The sequence below is a fragment of the Rathayibacter sp. AY1A4 genome (assembly GCF_002930955.1).
Lineage (GTDB): Bacteria > Actinomycetota > Actinomycetes > Actinomycetales > Microbacteriaceae > Rathayibacter.
The window spans coordinates 1-14,247 of the sequence record NZ_PSTN01000025.1 but is presented as its reverse complement, the minus strand read 5'-3'; the positions used below and the strand labels follow the sequence as shown (position 1 = coordinate 14,247).

The following is a 14,247-nucleotide window of genomic DNA, read 5'->3' as shown; positions in this document are numbered from 1 at the left end:
CTCGTCCAGGATCCGCGTGTATCGTGATCGTCACAACGGGCCGGTTCCCGGAACGTTGCCAGCCGAAGACCCCGCCTAGCGGGGTCTTCGTTTTTAAGGCGTCCAGATCCGGTCGTGCGACGTCGACGCGTCGATCAGAGCGCCCAGGCGCGTCATCGTCGCCGCGGACTTCGGGTGCGTCTCCGTCACCGTCTGCCGACGCCGGTGCAGGTAGATCGCGAGGTCGGCCGCCTGCACCCCGGCGGCGTTCCTCGAGGACGCGAACTGGATCGGGGAGGAAATCAGGTTAAGGCGGCTCGTCAGGTAGCCCGGCGTGCCCAGTGACCGGTAGCTCTCGAACTGCCGCCGGTGCTCCTCCTGCGTCGCGATCTCGTCGGCGACGACGATCACCTCCTCGGTATCGAAGGAGAAGACGTCACGGCGGTACTCGTTCACCCGCTCGAGCAGGTGCTGCAGCACGATCTTGTGCGGCTGCTCCGGGTACCGGTACCGGGCGTTCAGGCGCTTCACGTCCACGCCCCGGAACAGGTAGCGGACTTCTGCCTCCTGCGCGATGCGCAGCGCGGCCGCGTAGATGCCCGCCGCCTCACGATGCTTCCCGCGCAGAGGAGCCCACTCGCCGGCGCCGCCCATCAGCTCGTGCCCGTGAAACTCGACATCCGCCGGCACCCCGTGATCCGCGGCGATCTGCTCCCGGAGAGCGGCGTAGCCGTGCTCGAGCTGCTCCCACTTCTCCTGTGTCGTCACGGCAGCGCCGATGAAGTAGAAGTCCTGTGTGTAGGACTCGTCCAGGTACGCGATCAGCACCCCGTCATCATGTCAGCGACCCCCGCCACCACTGGCGGCAGAACAGCCCGGACGGGCCGCTCCGGACAGCTCAAAGGCGCGAGCATGTCGCAGGAACACACATGCTCGGGGTGCATGGAGAGCACCCGATCGATCGGCTGTCACCGCTTGCGCGCGTCGGCGTCGAGGGTCTGCTGGAGAAGTCGGAGAGCCTTAGGTCCTACCCCATGGAGGGTCGCGAGGTGGTCCAGGCCCACCCGCCGCAGGTCGTCCGCATCATGCACGCCCGCTTCCTCGAGCGCGCGGGAGGCCGGGGCGCCGATGGCGGGTAGCTGTCGAGACGGTTCCATAAGTCCGACCCTACGAACCGAACTGCTGCCCCGATAGCCGATGTCATCGCTCACCTCGGCACGCCTGCGCCAGGCTGCGGCGCTACTGCGGTCGTGTTCGTTCGCCTCATCCCACGGATCGCAGCGGATCGAACTGCCGTGAAGCCGTCGAAGGACAAGCGGGAACGCTTAGCCAGGGCGCCGGTATCCCGCTGCGTCGAGGACCGCCGGCGTCATTCAGGGCGGGTTGCGCACTTGAACGTCAGGAGCGGACGAGCCGCGCGATGGCGTCGGAGGCTTCTTGCAGCTTGATCTTCGCTTCGTCGCCGCCGGCTGCGGCGGCCTCGAGGACGCAGTGGTTCAGGTGGTCGTTCAGGAGACCGAGCGCGACGGACTCGAGGGCGCTGGTCATCGCGGAGATCTGGGTGAGGATCTTGATGCAGTACTGCTCGTCTTCAACCATGTTCTGCAGGCCGCGAGCCTGCCCCTCGATGCGGCGAAGGCGGCGGAGGTACTGGTCCTTGTCGGAGATGTAGCCGTGGGCGCCGGTGATGTCGGTCTGCTCGCTCGTCTGCTCGGTCACGGTGTCCTCATCCCCCGGGTGCTGGTGCAGCTCGTCCGCTGCTGCGCGGGGCGGACGGGTACGGAGGGGGTTTTCAGCCGCTCCGGCTGCTTTCTGCATACTCTAGGGGGGTATGCATGGGCGTCCCTTCTGATGCCCTCGGACGAGTGACGAGCAGTGTCGGAGGTGTGGATCATGAGCGACAGCGTCGTTTCTAAGCTGTCCGCGCCGCTGATGCGCGCGGTGGTCGTGGTGCTGACGTTGGCGGCTCTGCTGCTGGGCGTGTTCGCGATGCACTCGATGATGGGCAGCCATTCCGACGCGTCTGTGTCCGCAGGACACACGCATGCGCAGACCGATGCTCACGCCGACCCGGTAGCTGCGTCGACAGGCGGGATGGCTCTCGTGGCTGGCGCCGATCAGGGCGCGGTCGTGCCGATGGTGCCGTGTGATGACAGTTGCGCGATGGGGTGCGCTCTGATGGCGGCGACGTGCGTCATCGTCTTCTTCCTCGCGTCCCTGATCCTCCTGGCCCGGGTGCCGGCGCTGTTCGCGCGCGTGCTCGACGCGGGTCCGCGTCTTCTGCTGCTCGTTCCGCGCGCGAAGTTCCATGTGTATCTGCCGTCGTTGACGGTGTTGTCGATCAGTCGCACCTGATTCGCCTGTCGTCGCAGCGTCCGCTGCGACCTCATCACCCCGCCCGCAGGGCGCGGTTCCGGCGATTCCTGCTACCTACTGAACGGATACGACACTCATGAACACCAAGCGCACTCTTCTCGCCTCGACTCTCGCTCTGGCGACCGCAATTACTCTGGCCGCCTGCTCGGACAGCTCCGGCACGGGCGGCATGGACCACAGCAGCTCCTCCTCGTCCGCGTCCGCGTCGCCGTCTTCGACTGCTGCGGCGGAGGCGGACTTCAACGATCAGGACGTGATGTTCGCGCAGATGATGAAGCCCCACCACGAGCAGGCGGTGGAGATGGCCGACATGATCCTCGCGAAGGACGGCATCAGCACCGACGTCACCGACCTCGCGACCCAGATCAAGGAAGCGCAGGGTCCGGAGATCGCGCAGCTCGAGGAGTGGATCAGCGCGTGGGGCGCTGAGGACTCGATGTCGGGCATGGATCACAGCATGGACGGGATGATGTCCGACGAGGACATGTCCTCGCTGGAGAGCGCGACCGGCGCCGAGGCGGAGACGCTGTTCCTCGAGCAGATGATGATGCACCACGAGGGCGCCGTGGAGATGGCGCAGACCGAGGTCGACGAGGGCCAGAACGCGGACGCCATCGACATGGCGAACACGATCGTGCAGACCCAGACCGAGGAGATCGCAACCATGCAGGATCTCCTCGCGTCCCGCTGACCCGTCTTTCTGACGCCCCTTCCCCCTCCTGGGCAGGCGGAGCGCTGCTGCGTCGCGCCCGTGCGCGCTACCGCCGCGCCCCGGTGGGGGTCGCCGTACCTGGCGATCCCCACCCTCTACTTCTTCGCGCCCTCTGAGGGCGCTCGAACCAGAAACGTCCCCCTATGCACCGCCTTCCTCTTCACCCCCGTCCGCTTCGCTCGGGAGTCGCCCGGTGAGCGCCGCGTCGACGCCGACGAGCGACCCGCGCCGCCGCGACGTGCACCGCACCCGAACCCGCACCCGCGATGCCTCCCCGCGGCAGGCTGCGCTCACGCTCGGACGCCGGGTGACGTACACGGCGCCCTCGCGAGCCGACGCGCAGGCGTTGCAGCACGCCGCCCGCGTCGCGGCCCGCCCGCGCCCGGCCCCGCCGGGCACGGCCACGATGCGGCCGCGCCTGGCTGGGATGTCCGCGATGACTCTCGTCACGATGATCGCGGTGACCTCCTCCATGCCCGCGTTCGCCGTCGACGGCACCCCGACCAAGACCACGACCCTGGCCGTCAGCGAGGCGCAGCCGCAGACGTTCGTCGCGGCCGGCGCGGTGCAGCTCACCGTCACCCGGGACACGTTCGGCGCGGAAGCCAAACCCGAGGTGCTGGTGACCGCCGCCGTCGCCACGGAACTCGTGGACGACGCATCAGAAGAGTCCGCCGCATCCACTGAGGACAGCGAGGTCGCGTCCGCTACCTGGCGGGTGCCGGTCGCGGGGCGCATCTCGAGCACGTTCGGTCCTCGCCCGGATGCCCCGGTCGCGGGCGTGAGCGCGTTCCACAAGGGCACCGACCTCGCCGCCCCCTGCGGAACCCCGGTGGTCGCAGCGACTGGCGGCACGGTCGAGGAAGCCGGCTACGCCGGCAGCTACGGCAACTGGATCCTGCTGGCGAGCAGCGACGGCATCGAGACCGGCTACGCGCACAACAGCGACCTGCTCGTGGACGTGGGTGACACGGTCGCCGCCGGCGACCTGATCGCTCTCGTGGGCTCCACCGGCGCCTCCTCCGGCTGTCACCTGCACTTTGAAACGCGCGTGGACGGGAGCCCCGTGGACCCGGAAGGCTTCATGAGCGATCTGGGTGTCGGCCTTGGCTGAGCATTGCGGGCACCGCTCGCGCCGCACGCGGCGTCTCGCCGTCATCGTCGGCGCCGCCGTGACGGTGGCGCTGCTCACCGGCTGCGTTTCGTCAGGCCGCGTGGAGACGGGCGCGCTCGTGGCCGCGCCGGCAGGGTTGGAGCACGTGCACGGGCTGGGCTGGGATCCGGTGACCGGGCTCACCTACGCGGCTGCGCACTCGGGAGTGTGGGTGATCCCCACCGACACCCTCCCGGACACCTACCCGGCCAGCCCCACCCCGACCGACGACGAAGCGGGCGGAGGGCCGGTCGCCGGCCGGGCGCAGGACACGATGGGGTTCACGATCACCCCGGAGGGAGTGTTCTACGCCTCCGGGCATCCCGACCCCGCCGACAGGTCCGCGCCAGGACCCAACCTGGGTCTGATCCGCAGCATCGATGCGGCCGCGACCTGGGAGCCGGTGTCCCTGAGTGGGGAGACGGATTTCCACGACCTCGCGACCGTCGCTCTCACCGATGCGGCGACCCGCGTGTACGGGTACGACGCGAGCCGCGGCGTCATCCTCCGCAGCGACGACTCCGGCGCCGCATGGACCCCGTCTGCGCAACTGCCGCTGCGCGATCTGACCGTGGACCCCGAGCGTCCCGACCGGGTGTTCGCGACGACCGAGACGGGCTTACAGGTCAGCGAGGTCGCCGCGGTCACGTTCCGGCCCGTCTCCGGCGCGCCCGCCCTGTTCCTCGTGGACGGCAGTGCCGGCGGGCAGCTGGTCGGTGTCGACGTCGACGGGACGTTGTGGACGGGAACTCTCGAGGGCTCCTGGCAGAGCCACGGAACCCTCGAGGGGCAGCCGGAGGCGTTCGCGCTCGTCGACGGCGAAGAACAGTGGGTCCTTGCCGCCGACGAGCGCGGAGTGGTCGCCTCCGGCGACTACGGGCGCACCTGGACGGTACTGCGGCCCTCCTCGTGACGGACTGGGCTGGTGTCGCGTTCGCGCGCGGCGCGGGTGCTGGCCTGCGGGGACAGCTCCAGGCGGCGCAGCAGCTGCGCGTTCACGGCGACGACGACCGTGGACGCGGACATCAGCAGAGCCCCGACCGACATCGGCAGCACGAACCCGATCGGCGCGAGCACTCCCGCGGCCAGGGGGACGGAGAGGAGGTTGTAGCCGGCCGCCCACCACAGGTTCTGCTTCATCTTCCGGTAGCTGGCCCGGGACAGCTCGATCACGGACAGCACCGACCGGGGGTCATCGGAGGCCAGGATCACCCCGGCGGATGCGATCGCGACATCGGTGCCTGCGCCGATCGCGATTCCCACGTCGGCCTGCGCGAGAGCGGGAGCGTCGTTGACGCCGTCACCGACCATCGCGACCCGTCGGCCCTCGCGCTGCAACTCGATGACCTTCGCGGCCTTGTCCTCCGGCTTCACGCCGGCGAACACCCGGTCGATGCCGAGCTCCTCGCCCACGGTGCGGGCGACCGCTTCCGCGTCGCCGGTGATCATGACCACCTGCACGCCGATCGCGTGCAGCGCGTCGACAGCCTGCCGGGACTCCTCCCGCACCTCATCCGCGAGCCCGAGAGCCCCGATGACCCGACCGCCGGCGAGGACGTGGAGGATGATCATCCCCTCCGCCTCCCACGCGCGCGTCTGCTCGAGCGCGGCAGCGTTGTGCGCGCGCAGCATCGACGGACCGCCCACGCTCACCGCACGCCCCTCGACCTGCGCCGTGACGCCGACAGCGGTCGACGCCTGGAAACCGGTCGCTGCCGGCACCCGCACGCCGCGGCTGTTCGCGGCTGCCACGATCGCCCGAGCGAGAGGGTGCTCACTGTCCGCCTCGACCGCCGCAGCGACCGCGAGCAGCTGCTCCTCGTTCACCCCGTCGACAGTGTGCACGGCGGCGAGCGTCGGCTCGCCCTTGGTCAGGGTGCCCGTCTTGTCGAACAGGACCGTGGTCACCGTGCGCATGCTCTCCAACGCGAGACGGTCCTTGACGAGGACGCCGCCCTTCGCGGCCCGCTCGGTCGCGATGGACACCACCAGCGGGATCGCGAGTCCCAGCGCGTGCGGGCACGCGATGACCAGAACCGTGATGGTGCGGATCACCGCCTCGTCGGGACTGCCCAGCAGCGACCACACGATCGCGGTGATCACTCCCGCGCCCAACGCGAACCAGAACAACCACCCGGCGGCAACATCAGCGATGCGCTGCGCCCGGGAGGACGAGTTCTGCGCCTCCGTGACCAGGCGCTGGATGCCGGCGAGAGCGGTGTCGTCGCCGACGGCCGTCACCTCCACCCGCAACGCCGTGTCCGTGGCGACCGTGCCGGCCACGACCATCGATCCCGGGCCGCGACTGACCGGGCGGGACTCCCCGGTGATCATCGACTCATCCACGTCCGCGGTGCCCTCCAGCACCCGGCCGTCCGCCGGCACCCGGCCGCCGGGACGCACGACCACGACATCCCCCTGCACCAGGTCCGCGGGAGACACCTTCTCCACCTCACCCTCGCGCACCCGCTCCGCCTCATCCGGCAGCAGCGCCGCGAGAGAGTCCAGCGAGGAGGACGTCTGCGCGAGAGAGCGCATCTCGATCCAGTGCCCGAGCAGCATGATCACGATCAGCAGCGCCAGCTCCCACCAGAAGTCCAGCTCGTGATCCAGCAGCCCCGCGCTCGCACCCCACGACGCGAGGAACGCGACCGTGATCGCCAGAGCGATCAGCAGCATCATCCCCGGCGTCCTCGAGCGCAGCTCCGACACCGCCCCCTGCAGGAAGGGCCGGCCGCCCCAGACGTACATCACCGTCCCGAGCACCGGCGAGATCCAGCCGACCCCCGCAACGTCGGGGAGGGAGTAGCCCAGGATCATCGAGAACATGCCGCTGAACACGACCACCGGCACCGCGAACACCAGCATGATCCAGAACAACCGCCGGAACTGGCCGACATGATCGCCGTGGCCGCCGTGGCCGCCGTGGCCGCCGTGGCCGCCGTGGCCGGCAGCGCCCGCCGTCATGTTGTGGCCTGCGTGAGGATCAGGCGCTCCGCGCATCTGGTGCCCGGCGTGCCCGTCAGGGGCCGTACTCACGTGATGACCTGTCCTTCCCGCGTCGACGTCGCGTGCTTCGACGGTGCGGTGAGCACTCTCGTGCTCGTCATCGTGCAGGTGGTGCTGCGCCATCATGACTCCTTCCGGCCGCTTCCGGCCTGATCCGACGGTATACCCCCCGGGGGTATCAGACAACGGGGTGATCGGGCGGAAGATTCCCGACTTGACCGAAGATGTCGGGGCAGGGGCAACGCACCACATCGATACGGGATGGGTTGGGCGGGTGCCTAGGCTGAGCGCATGAGTGACTCCAACCCGTCTGGCACGCCGTCGCCCGTCCCGGAGCGCCCCCGCTGGGTGAAGGTGTTCATGGTCGTCGTCGTCGTCCTCGCGATCGGCTTCATCGTCGTGCACCTGCTCACCGGCGGCGGGGCGCAGATGATGAATCACTGATGATGCTCGGCCCGCGAGCTCGCCGAGTCGCCCTCACCGTCCACGTCCTGGTGTCCGTGGGCTGGTTCGGCGCGGTGGGCGCGTTCCTCGCGATCGCGCTCGTCGGAGCGACCAGCAGCGACCCCTTCACGGTCCGAAGCGCCTACTTGGCGTTGGACCCGCTGGGGACGTTCGTCATCATCCCGTTCGCCCTCGCCTCCCTCGCCACCGGAATCCTGCAAGGCCTCGGAACGCACTGGGGACTGGTGCGCCACTACTGGGTGGCGATCAAGCTGTGGCTGAGTGTCTTCGCAACCGCAGTCCTCCTGCTGCACACGCGCCTCATCGAAACGATGTCCCTCGCCGCCCGCCACGGGCTCATCCCCTCCACGCTCGAGGGAACCCGCACGCAACTGGTCGTCGCGACCGCCGGCGGCGCCGTCGTTCTCGTGGTTATCACCGCCCTGTCCGTCCTCAAGCCTCGCGGCCGCACCCGGCTCGGGCTGAGAGCAACCCGAACGACCTGACCGGCGTTGAGTTCCGGCGTGTCAGCGCCGAGACAATGAGGAGGCGCGGGGGTGATCGCTGCCCGGGCGCAGCGCTATCCAGAGCCCGCACCGCCGGCACACGTACGCGGCGCCATCGTTGAGTGCGTGAACCTGACGTCGACGGCGGGCCCGTCCGCAGCAGGAACAGGTGACGGAGGAATCAGGGTTCACGGGCAGCGATCGCTTCCACGAGCTGCTCCGTCGTCGGAAGACCCGCCAGCCCGCTCGGCGTGAAGTAGATCCGACAGGCAAGATCCGTGGTCCGCCCGCCCGACGGGAACAGGTCTTCCCCGTCGAGGGTGATCGTCGGGGAACCCGCGAAAGCGACGCCGGCGGCGTCCTCCGGTGTCGCCAGAAGCCGGTAGGTGACGGGGATGTCGGAGTGGCCGGTGGACTTCAGCGCCTGGTCCAGGCGAGGGCCGACGTCCTTCCAGTTCGGGCAGTCGTCGATGTGAAGAACCTCGATCATCATTCTCCGATCATCCTCCCGCCGTGCGCGTCGCACCCGAGGAGAGCACTTCTGAGGTTGAGGGTGTCTGCCCCGGAACATCGATCGTCAGCCCGCTCGTGGCTCGCCTGTCGGCGCCCGCTCTAGTCATCGTCATCGTCGTCTTCTACGAGCTCGCCTTCCCAGGCCTCGCGTCCCTCGTGAATGGCGAAGAGAGCGATGACGAACCCTGCAACCGGGTCAAGCCACGCGGCTCCAGTGAGGGCGTAGAGGACGAGCCCGACGAGGGTGGAGACGCTCAACAGCACGCAGATCCGAGTCTCCGCTGCGTCCGCGAGGATCAGGGGGTCTCCGAGCCTCTTCCCGACACGCGTTTTCACCGCCGCAAGGACCGGCATGACGATGATCGAGAGGATCAGGAGCACGATGCTGACCGGGGAGGACTCGGGAGCGTCACCCGCGATCAGGCTGCGGATGCCCTCGATGCTCACGTAGGCGGCGAGGAGGAAGAACGTCACGGCGACGAACTTCAACGTGCGCCGCTCCTTCGCTTCGTCCGCCTCACCATGCCGCAGCCGCGCCGCCAGGCGCAGCCCTACCAGCACGGCGGCGATCGACTCGATGCCGGAGTCGATGCCGAACCCGATCACGGACACGAGTCCCGCGGCGATACCGGCCGCGATCGCGACGATGCCCTCGATGACGTTGTAGGCGACGGTGAACTGCGCCAGGCGCAGCCCGCGTCGGGTCAGCTGTTCGGTCTCGGCGGGGGTGAGTGCGCTCATTCGGTGGTCCTCTCGGGGCGGGGGTGACGGGTCAGATGGGGAGGACGAATCCGTTGATCAGGTTCTGGAGGCGGTAGATCAACTGGGTCCACAGGCCGCTGACCATGGCGGTGCCGATGAGGATGAGTAGCCCTCCGCCGAGGAGGTTGATGGTGCGGATGTGGCGTTTGAGGAAGCTGGTCGCGGTGGCGGCCCAGGAGAATCCGAGGGCGATCAGCAGGAACGGCAGTCCCAGGCCCAGGCAGTACAGCAGGCCGAGGAACGCGCCGCGGCCGGCGGAGGCGCCGTCCAGGCTCAGCGCGGAGATCGCGGCGAGGGTGGGCCCGAAGCAGGGTGTCCAGCCGAGCCCGAACACCACACCGAGCAGGGGTGCTCCGGCGAGTCCGGTCGCGGGTTTCCAGCGGGGGCGGATGGTGCGTTGCAGGAACCGGACCTGCCCGATGAACACGACGCCCATGAGGATCACGAGCACTCCGAGGATGCGGGTGACGGTGTCCTGCCATTCGAGCAGCCATGTCCCGAGGGCGCCGAACGCGGCGCCGTAGGCGATGAAGACGACGGCGAAACCGGCGATGAACAGGCCCACTCCGGCGACGAGGCGGCGCCGGCTGCCTGTGGCGAGGTCGGGGTTTCCGCCGATGTAGGCGAGGTAGCCGGGGACGAGGGGGAGCACGCACGGGGACGCGAACGAGACGAGGCCGGCGAGGACCGCGATGGGCGCGGCGAGCAGGAGTTGGCCGCTGAACACAGCCTCTCCCCAGTTCACGAGGCCGCCTCCGCGATGGTGTCCGCGATGAGGGTGTCGAGGATGGAGCGGGCGGTGACCCGGCCGAGGATCCGCGCGGCGGGTCGGCCGTCGACGTCGAGCACGAGGGTGGTAGGGACGGCGTTCGCGGCGAACTTCCCAGAGAACGCGAGGGCCACGGCGGCGTCGGTATCGATGATCGAGGGGTAGGTGATGCCGTAGGTGTTCGCGAACGAGGTGGCGGTGTCGGCTTGGTCGCGAACGTTGACACCGAGAAACGCCGCTCCGTTCCCGTCGTACTGCTCGTGCAGCGCTTGCAGGTCGGGTGCTTCGGCGCGGCAGGGGGCGCAGGCGGCGTACCAGAAGTTCACGACGAGCACCTGCCCGCGGTAATCCTCGGAGCTGATCGCGTCGCCCGTTTCGCTCGTTCCGGCGAAGTCGACCGGCTCGCCGCGGCTGCCGACAGGCCATTCGATGACGGTGCCGTCACCGGCGACGTAGTTCTTGTTCGACCCGCCGCGGTACTGCTCCGCGAGGTCGTCCCGCGCGCATCCGCTGGTCCCGATGCCGATCATCGCGAGCGGGGGAAGGGCCAGCAGGGCGCGGCGGCTGAGGGCGCTCACGAGGCGAGAGCGGCGTCGAGAGCGGCCTGGATGTCTTCGAGGCGTTCGAGCTGGATCGCCTCGTCGTTGACGAAGATCGTCGGCGTGCCCTGCACCCCCAGGTCCTTGCCCGCCTCGAAATCAAAGCGCACCCGCTCGAGCGTCGACGGGTCGGCCACATCCGCGTCGTACTGCTCCAGGTCGAGGCCGATCTCCTCCGCGAAGCCGCGGAACACGTCGGCCTTGGAGTCTTGGCTCTCGCCCCAGCTCGCCTGCGTCTGGAACATCCGGTCGTACATCTCCTCGAACCGGTCCTGCCGCGCTGCTGCCTCGACGGCGAGAGCGGCATTCTCGGAGTTGCGATGCGAGGGAATCGGGAAGTAGCGGGTCGCGAAGGTGACCCGGCCTGCGTACTCCTCACGCAGCTGCTCGATGGTCGGGTAGACGGCCGCGCAGACCTCGCACTCGAAGTCGAGGAACTCGACCAGCGTCACCTTCCCGTCCTCCGCCTGATCGAGCATGTGGGTGTTCTGCTCGAGGACGGGCGTCGCGGCGGCGACCTCTTCGCGGGAGGCGGAGAAGGGCCGGAAGATCGCGATCGCGGCGATGACCGCGACGACGAAGACAGCCGCGGCGATGGCGATCAGGTTGACCTTGGTGCTGGTTTTCACGGGTGGTGCTTTCTGTCAGGCCGGTGGTCGGCAGAAACAAGGGGACGGCGCCGTGATCCGGCGAACGGTGAGGCTCAGGGCTGCGCCTCGATCAGGTTTCGCTCGTCTGTGGTTGGGGCGCGTCCGCTCTGCCGAAGACCTGCAGGAGGGCCCAGCCGGCGATGCCGCAGGTGGTGAAGATGTCGGCGACGTTGAAGATCGCGAACCAGTCGACCGCGATGAAGTCGACGACCTCTCCGCCCAGCGGCGTGTCCGCGGCTCGGCTGATGCGGTCCCAGATGTTCCCTGCGCCACCGCCGGCGGCGAGAGCGAGAAGTGCCGGTCCACCCAGCGGAGCCCCGCGGATGGTCCGCACGAACACCCACACCGTGAGGGTCACAAGAATGACGATCAGTCCGACCGCCAGTGCAGGTCCCAGCTCGGAGCCCATCCCGAAGGCGACGCCGGGGTTGAAGATCAACTCGAACCGCGCTCCGAGAGCGAGCTCGATCGTGCGTCCGTCTTCCAGCGCTGTCAGGGCCCAGCTCTTCGTGAGCTGATCAAGACCGAACGCGGCCGCAATCAGCGCAGCGATGAAAGCCACTCGGAGGACGAGCCTGCGCGTGGCGGGCATCAGAACAGCTCGAGGAGTCGAGGCAGAACACCCGACTCGATCAGGATGAACAGACCCAGGCCGATGAATACGGCAGGCACGAGCCAGTGCTCGACCCTCTCCAACAGCTCGGTCACCGTCTTGTTCGTGCCGACGACGCGAGCGATCAGGCACCACACCGCGACGAGGAGGAAGAACACGATGATCGTGACCACCGTGTCCGCGATCGGGCTCGTGCGGAATACGGGCGTGTAGAGGGAGATGTTGTCCGCGCCGTTCGCGATCGTGATCCCCGCAACGCCCAGCAGCCCGACCGCACTGATCGAACTCTCGTCATCGTCGTCGTCATCATCGCCCCTGCTGCGCAGGGTGCGGATGAGCCCGTACAGACCGATCGCCAGCGGGATCAGGCCCAAAAGCCCCACCCACTCATCCGGGATGATCGTCAACCCGGCGGCGGCAACGACGCTGATCGCGACGAGAGTCGCGAAGCCGAGGTACTGCCCCGCCACAACCTTCCAGCCCGGCAGCGAGCCACGGGCGGACGCGAGGAACAGCACCGTCAGAACCACGATGTCATCGATGTTCGTCGCAGCGAACAGTCCGATTGCCGCCGCGATAGTGCCGATCACGGCGCCACTTCCACGCCCCGACGGACCTCCGATGCGGCAGCGTCCACGTCACGTGCGCTCCGTGCTTCCGCCCCGAACGTGCCGCACAGATCCGCTTGGAACCCCGTCGCCTCCAAAAGTGCCTCAGCGGACTCGAGAAGATCGATCAGCTCCGGACGGGCCAACGAGTAGAACACCTGCCGTCCCTCTGCACGCCCCACGACCAGGCCGCACTCGCGCAGGCAGCTCATGTGCTCAGAAGCCGTCGACTGCGCCACGCCCAGCTCCGCCACTAGATCACTGACCCGAGCCTCACCATGCTGAAGTCGCCGCACGATCTGGAGACGCTTCGGGTCGGCCAAAGAGTGAAAGAGGGAGACGGCGGCAGAGGTGCCCCGCACGTGATCAATCGGCATGCACCGATGTTATCGACAGAAATCGATTTGAGCGACCACTGCCGAGGTGTTCGCGAACGATCGTTTACGAGACGGTCGAGCAGCGCGGCGGTCCAATCGGCGCGCCGTGTTCCACGGCCCGTGTCCGAGAGCTATGACCCGCAACCTACGTTCGCAGTACAGTCAGGCCTATGGCTTCGATCGGATACGCGCGCGTCTCGACCAGAGACCAGAACCCCGACGCTCAGACCGATGCGCTCACGGCAGCCGGCTGCGAGAAGGTGTTCGTCGAGCACGCCTCCGGAGTACTCGCGAAGCGTCCCGCGCTCGAGGACGCTCTCGACTACCTCCGCGAGGGTGACTCCCTCGTCGTGACGAAGCTCGATCGCCTCGGCCGGTCCGTGCGGAACTTGAAAGAGGTAGCCGACGGCCTCCAGCAGCGCGGCGTCGGACTGAAGGCGCTGTCTCAGGGCATCGACACCACCACTCCGGGCGGCCGGCTGTTCTTCCACATGCTCGCCGCGATCGCGGAGTTCGAGCACGACCTCATCGTGGAGCGAACCCACGACGGCCTTGCCGCCGCTCGAGCTCGCGGACGTAAGGGCGGCGGGCGCTTCAAGATGACGCCGACGAAGGCGAAACAGGCGCGTGCGATGTACGACGAGAAGACCTACACGGTCCAGCAGATCGCCGACACCTTCGGCGTGTCTCGCGGCACCATCTACCGCCACCTCACCGAAGACCACTGAGAGCCGCCGCGACGAGCGTCGCGGTTCACAGACCCGAGCGAACACCGGCCTCTGGCCGGCGGCGGTGTTGAGCGCTGTGCGCATTTTTGCCTGGAAGCCTTCGGCAGCGTACGGGCCTCCAGTGTCCGCGCAAGCCGCTGCGCGGCCGGCTCCTCCGAGGTTCTCGGCACGCGGTCGCTGCGCTCCCTCACATCGCGCCGACAACCTCTCCTCCTCCGCCCTCCGGGTTGCGCTCCCGCCTCCGACCCTGCTCGGCACTACGTGCCTTCCAGGCAAAAAAACGCTGGGAGAGAAGGAAGAACAGGCGAGCCAAACCATCCCCGCTGGCTTGACAAATCTGATTGAGAATCACGGCAAAAAAACGATGAGGAAGAGGAAGAACATGCAGCAGATCACCACCGTCAGCACCTTCGTCCCGGCCACGAACGAGGACGGGATGCAGAGCCAGT

The 14,247-nt window shown here is 68.3% G+C and carries 18 protein-coding genes; 7 read left to right on the top strand and 11 right to left on the bottom strand.

The annotated features are described in order from the left end of the window. Positions 1 to 93: 93 nt before the first annotated feature. Together C5B92_RS13710 and C5B92_RS13700 are read right to left on the bottom strand one after the other, a co-directional pair. Positions 94 to 807: a DUF3800 domain-containing protein gene (locus C5B92_RS13710; protein WP_055794482.1), complete on the bottom strand. Its 714-nt coding sequence runs from the start codon at positions 805 to 807 to the stop codon at positions 94 to 96. Between the two features lie 570 nt (positions 808 to 1,377). Beyond that, complete coding sequence (locus tag C5B92_RS13700) at positions 1,378 to 1,698, bottom strand: metal-sensitive transcriptional regulator (protein ID WP_055794478.1); 321 nt, start codon at positions 1,696 to 1,698, stop codon at positions 1,378 to 1,380. 174 nt (positions 1,699 to 1,872) lie between these two features. Between C5B92_RS13700 and C5B92_RS13695 the strand changes: the two genes are divergently transcribed. From C5B92_RS13695 to C5B92_RS13680, 4 genes are all read left to right on the top strand, one after another. Then, on the top strand, positions 1,873 to 2,334 hold the full coding sequence (locus tag C5B92_RS13695) for a hypothetical protein (RefSeq protein ID WP_146078443.1): 462 nt from the start codon (positions 1,873 to 1,875) through the stop codon (positions 2,332 to 2,334). A 97-nt stretch (positions 2,335 to 2,431) separates the two neighbouring features. Continuing rightward, positions 2,432 to 3,046: a DUF305 domain-containing protein gene (locus C5B92_RS13690; RefSeq protein WP_104256095.1), complete on the top strand. Its 615-nt coding sequence runs from the start codon at positions 2,432 to 2,434 to the stop codon at positions 3,044 to 3,046. A 472-nt stretch (positions 3,047 to 3,518) separates the two neighbouring features. After that, complete coding sequence (locus C5B92_RS13685) at positions 3,519 to 4,181, top strand: M23 family metallopeptidase (RefSeq protein WP_146078442.1); 663 nt, start codon at positions 3,519 to 3,521, stop codon at positions 4,179 to 4,181. After that, positions 4,174 to 5,133, top strand: coding sequence for a F510_1955 family glycosylhydrolase (locus C5B92_RS13680; RefSeq protein ID WP_146079323.1), 960 nt, complete (start codon positions 4,174 to 4,176; stop codon positions 5,131 to 5,133). Before C5B92_RS13685 ends, C5B92_RS13680 begins: the two co-directional genes overlap by 8 nt. Here C5B92_RS13680 and C5B92_RS13675 read toward each other — a convergent pair. Beyond that, positions 5,094 to 7,187 (bottom strand): heavy metal translocating P-type ATPase, encoded by a 2,094-nt coding sequence (locus tag C5B92_RS13675; protein WP_374952937.1) that lies wholly within the window; start codon positions 7,185 to 7,187, stop codon positions 5,094 to 5,096. The two genes, C5B92_RS13680 and C5B92_RS13675, sit on opposite strands and share 40 nt — an antisense overlap. Before the next feature lie 333 nt (positions 7,188 to 7,520). Here C5B92_RS13675 and C5B92_RS17395 point away from each other — a divergent pair, with 333 nt between their 5' ends. Together C5B92_RS17395 and C5B92_RS13670 are read left to right on the top strand one after the other, a co-directional pair. Further along, the gene (locus C5B92_RS17395; protein WP_157603228.1) at positions 7,521 to 7,673 is read left to right on the top strand and encodes a hypothetical protein; all 153 of its coding nucleotides are present in this window, start codon (positions 7,521 to 7,523) and stop codon (positions 7,671 to 7,673) included. Continuing rightward, the gene (locus C5B92_RS13670) at positions 7,673 to 8,179 is read left to right on the top strand and encodes a DUF2269 domain-containing protein (protein ID WP_219812359.1); all 507 of its coding nucleotides are present in this window, start codon (positions 7,673 to 7,675) and stop codon (positions 8,177 to 8,179) included. Before C5B92_RS17395 ends, C5B92_RS13670 begins: the two co-directional genes overlap by 1 nt. Positions 8,180 to 8,360: 181 nt before the next feature. Here the strand turns inward: C5B92_RS13670 and C5B92_RS13665 are convergent, their stop codons facing one another. The 8 genes from C5B92_RS13665 to C5B92_RS13630 form a co-directional block, all read right to left on the bottom strand. Further along, on the bottom strand, positions 8,361 to 8,672 hold the full coding sequence (locus C5B92_RS13665) for a hypothetical protein (protein WP_055794463.1): 312 nt from the start codon (positions 8,670 to 8,672) through the stop codon (positions 8,361 to 8,363). A 119-nt stretch (positions 8,673 to 8,791) separates the two neighbouring features. After that, positions 8,792 to 9,433: a cation diffusion facilitator family transporter gene (locus C5B92_RS13660; RefSeq protein ID WP_055794460.1), complete on the bottom strand. Its 642-nt coding sequence runs from the start codon at positions 9,431 to 9,433 to the stop codon at positions 8,792 to 8,794. Between the two features lie 31 nt (positions 9,434 to 9,464). Beyond that, positions 9,465 to 10,181: a cytochrome c biogenesis CcdA family protein gene (locus tag C5B92_RS13655; RefSeq protein ID WP_374952936.1), complete on the bottom strand. Its 717-nt coding sequence runs from the start codon at positions 10,179 to 10,181 to the stop codon at positions 9,465 to 9,467. Between the two features lie 14 nt (positions 10,182 to 10,195). Beyond that, a complete protein-coding gene (locus tag C5B92_RS13650) occupies positions 10,196 to 10,801 on the bottom strand; it encodes a TlpA disulfide reductase family protein (RefSeq protein ID WP_104233615.1) in 606 nt (201 codons plus the stop codon). Further along, a complete protein-coding gene (locus C5B92_RS13645) occupies positions 10,798 to 11,451 on the bottom strand; it encodes a thioredoxin domain-containing protein (RefSeq protein ID WP_082481720.1) in 654 nt (217 codons plus the stop codon). Before C5B92_RS13645 ends, C5B92_RS13650 begins: the two co-directional genes overlap by 4 nt. 91 nt (positions 11,452 to 11,542) lie before the next feature. Further along, complete coding sequence (locus C5B92_RS13640) at positions 11,543 to 12,064, bottom strand: signal peptidase II (protein ID WP_055794457.1); 522 nt, start codon at positions 12,062 to 12,064, stop codon at positions 11,543 to 11,545. After that, entirely contained in the window at positions 12,064 to 12,675 is a 612-nt protein-coding gene (locus C5B92_RS13635) for a cadmium resistance transporter (protein ID WP_055794455.1), read from the bottom strand. Before C5B92_RS13635 ends, C5B92_RS13640 begins: the two co-directional genes overlap by 1 nt. Beyond that, positions 12,672 to 13,070 carry a helix-turn-helix transcriptional regulator gene (locus C5B92_RS13630; protein WP_055794452.1) on the bottom strand — a complete coding sequence of 133 codons (399 nt, stop codon included), beginning with the start codon at positions 13,068 to 13,070 and terminating at the stop codon, positions 12,672 to 12,674. Before C5B92_RS13630 ends, C5B92_RS13635 begins: the two co-directional genes overlap by 4 nt. Before the next feature lie 170 nt (positions 13,071 to 13,240). On the opposite strand from C5B92_RS13630, the gene C5B92_RS13625 reads away from it, so the two are divergent. Next, positions 13,241 to 13,798, top strand: coding sequence for a recombinase family protein (locus C5B92_RS13625; RefSeq protein ID WP_104256092.1), 558 nt, complete (start codon positions 13,241 to 13,243; stop codon positions 13,796 to 13,798). Positions 13,799 to 14,247 lie beyond the last annotated feature (449 nt).

Coding starts and splice junctions, on each gene's coding strand:
- C5B92_RS13695 (WP_146078443.1), top strand. CDS start 1,873: ATGAGCGACAGCGTCGTTTCTAAGCTGTCCGCGCCGCTGATGCGCGCG.
- C5B92_RS13690 (WP_104256095.1), top strand. CDS start 2,432: ATGAACACCAAGCGCACTCTTCTCGCCTCGACTCTCGCTCTGGCGACC.
- C5B92_RS13685 (WP_146078442.1), top strand. CDS start 3,519: ATGATCGCGGTGACCTCCTCCATGCCCGCGTTCGCCGTCGACGGCACC.
- C5B92_RS13675 (WP_374952937.1), bottom strand. CDS start 7,187: ATGACGGCGGGCGCTGCCGGCCACGGCGGCCACGGCGGCCACGGCGGC.
- C5B92_RS17395 (WP_157603228.1), top strand. CDS start 7,521: ATGAGTGACTCCAACCCGTCTGGCACGCCGTCGCCCGTCCCGGAGCGC.
- C5B92_RS13670 (WP_219812359.1), top strand. CDS start 7,673: ATGATGCTCGGCCCGCGAGCTCGCCGAGTCGCCCTCACCGTCCACGTC.
- C5B92_RS13665 (WP_055794463.1), bottom strand. CDS start 8,672: ATGATGATCGAGGTTCTTCACATCGACGACTGCCCGAACTGGAAGGAC.
- C5B92_RS13660 (WP_055794460.1), bottom strand. CDS start 9,433: ATGAGCGCACTCACCCCCGCCGAGACCGAACAGCTGACCCGACGCGGG.
- C5B92_RS13640 (WP_055794457.1), bottom strand. CDS start 12,064: ATGCCCGCCACGCGCAGGCTCGTCCTCCGAGTGGCTTTCATCGCTGCG.
- C5B92_RS13630 (WP_055794452.1), bottom strand. CDS start 13,070: ATGCCGATTGATCACGTGCGGGGCACCTCTGCCGCCGTCTCCCTCTTT.
- C5B92_RS13625 (WP_104256092.1), top strand. CDS start 13,241: ATGGCTTCGATCGGATACGCGCGCGTCTCGACCAGAGACCAGAACCCC.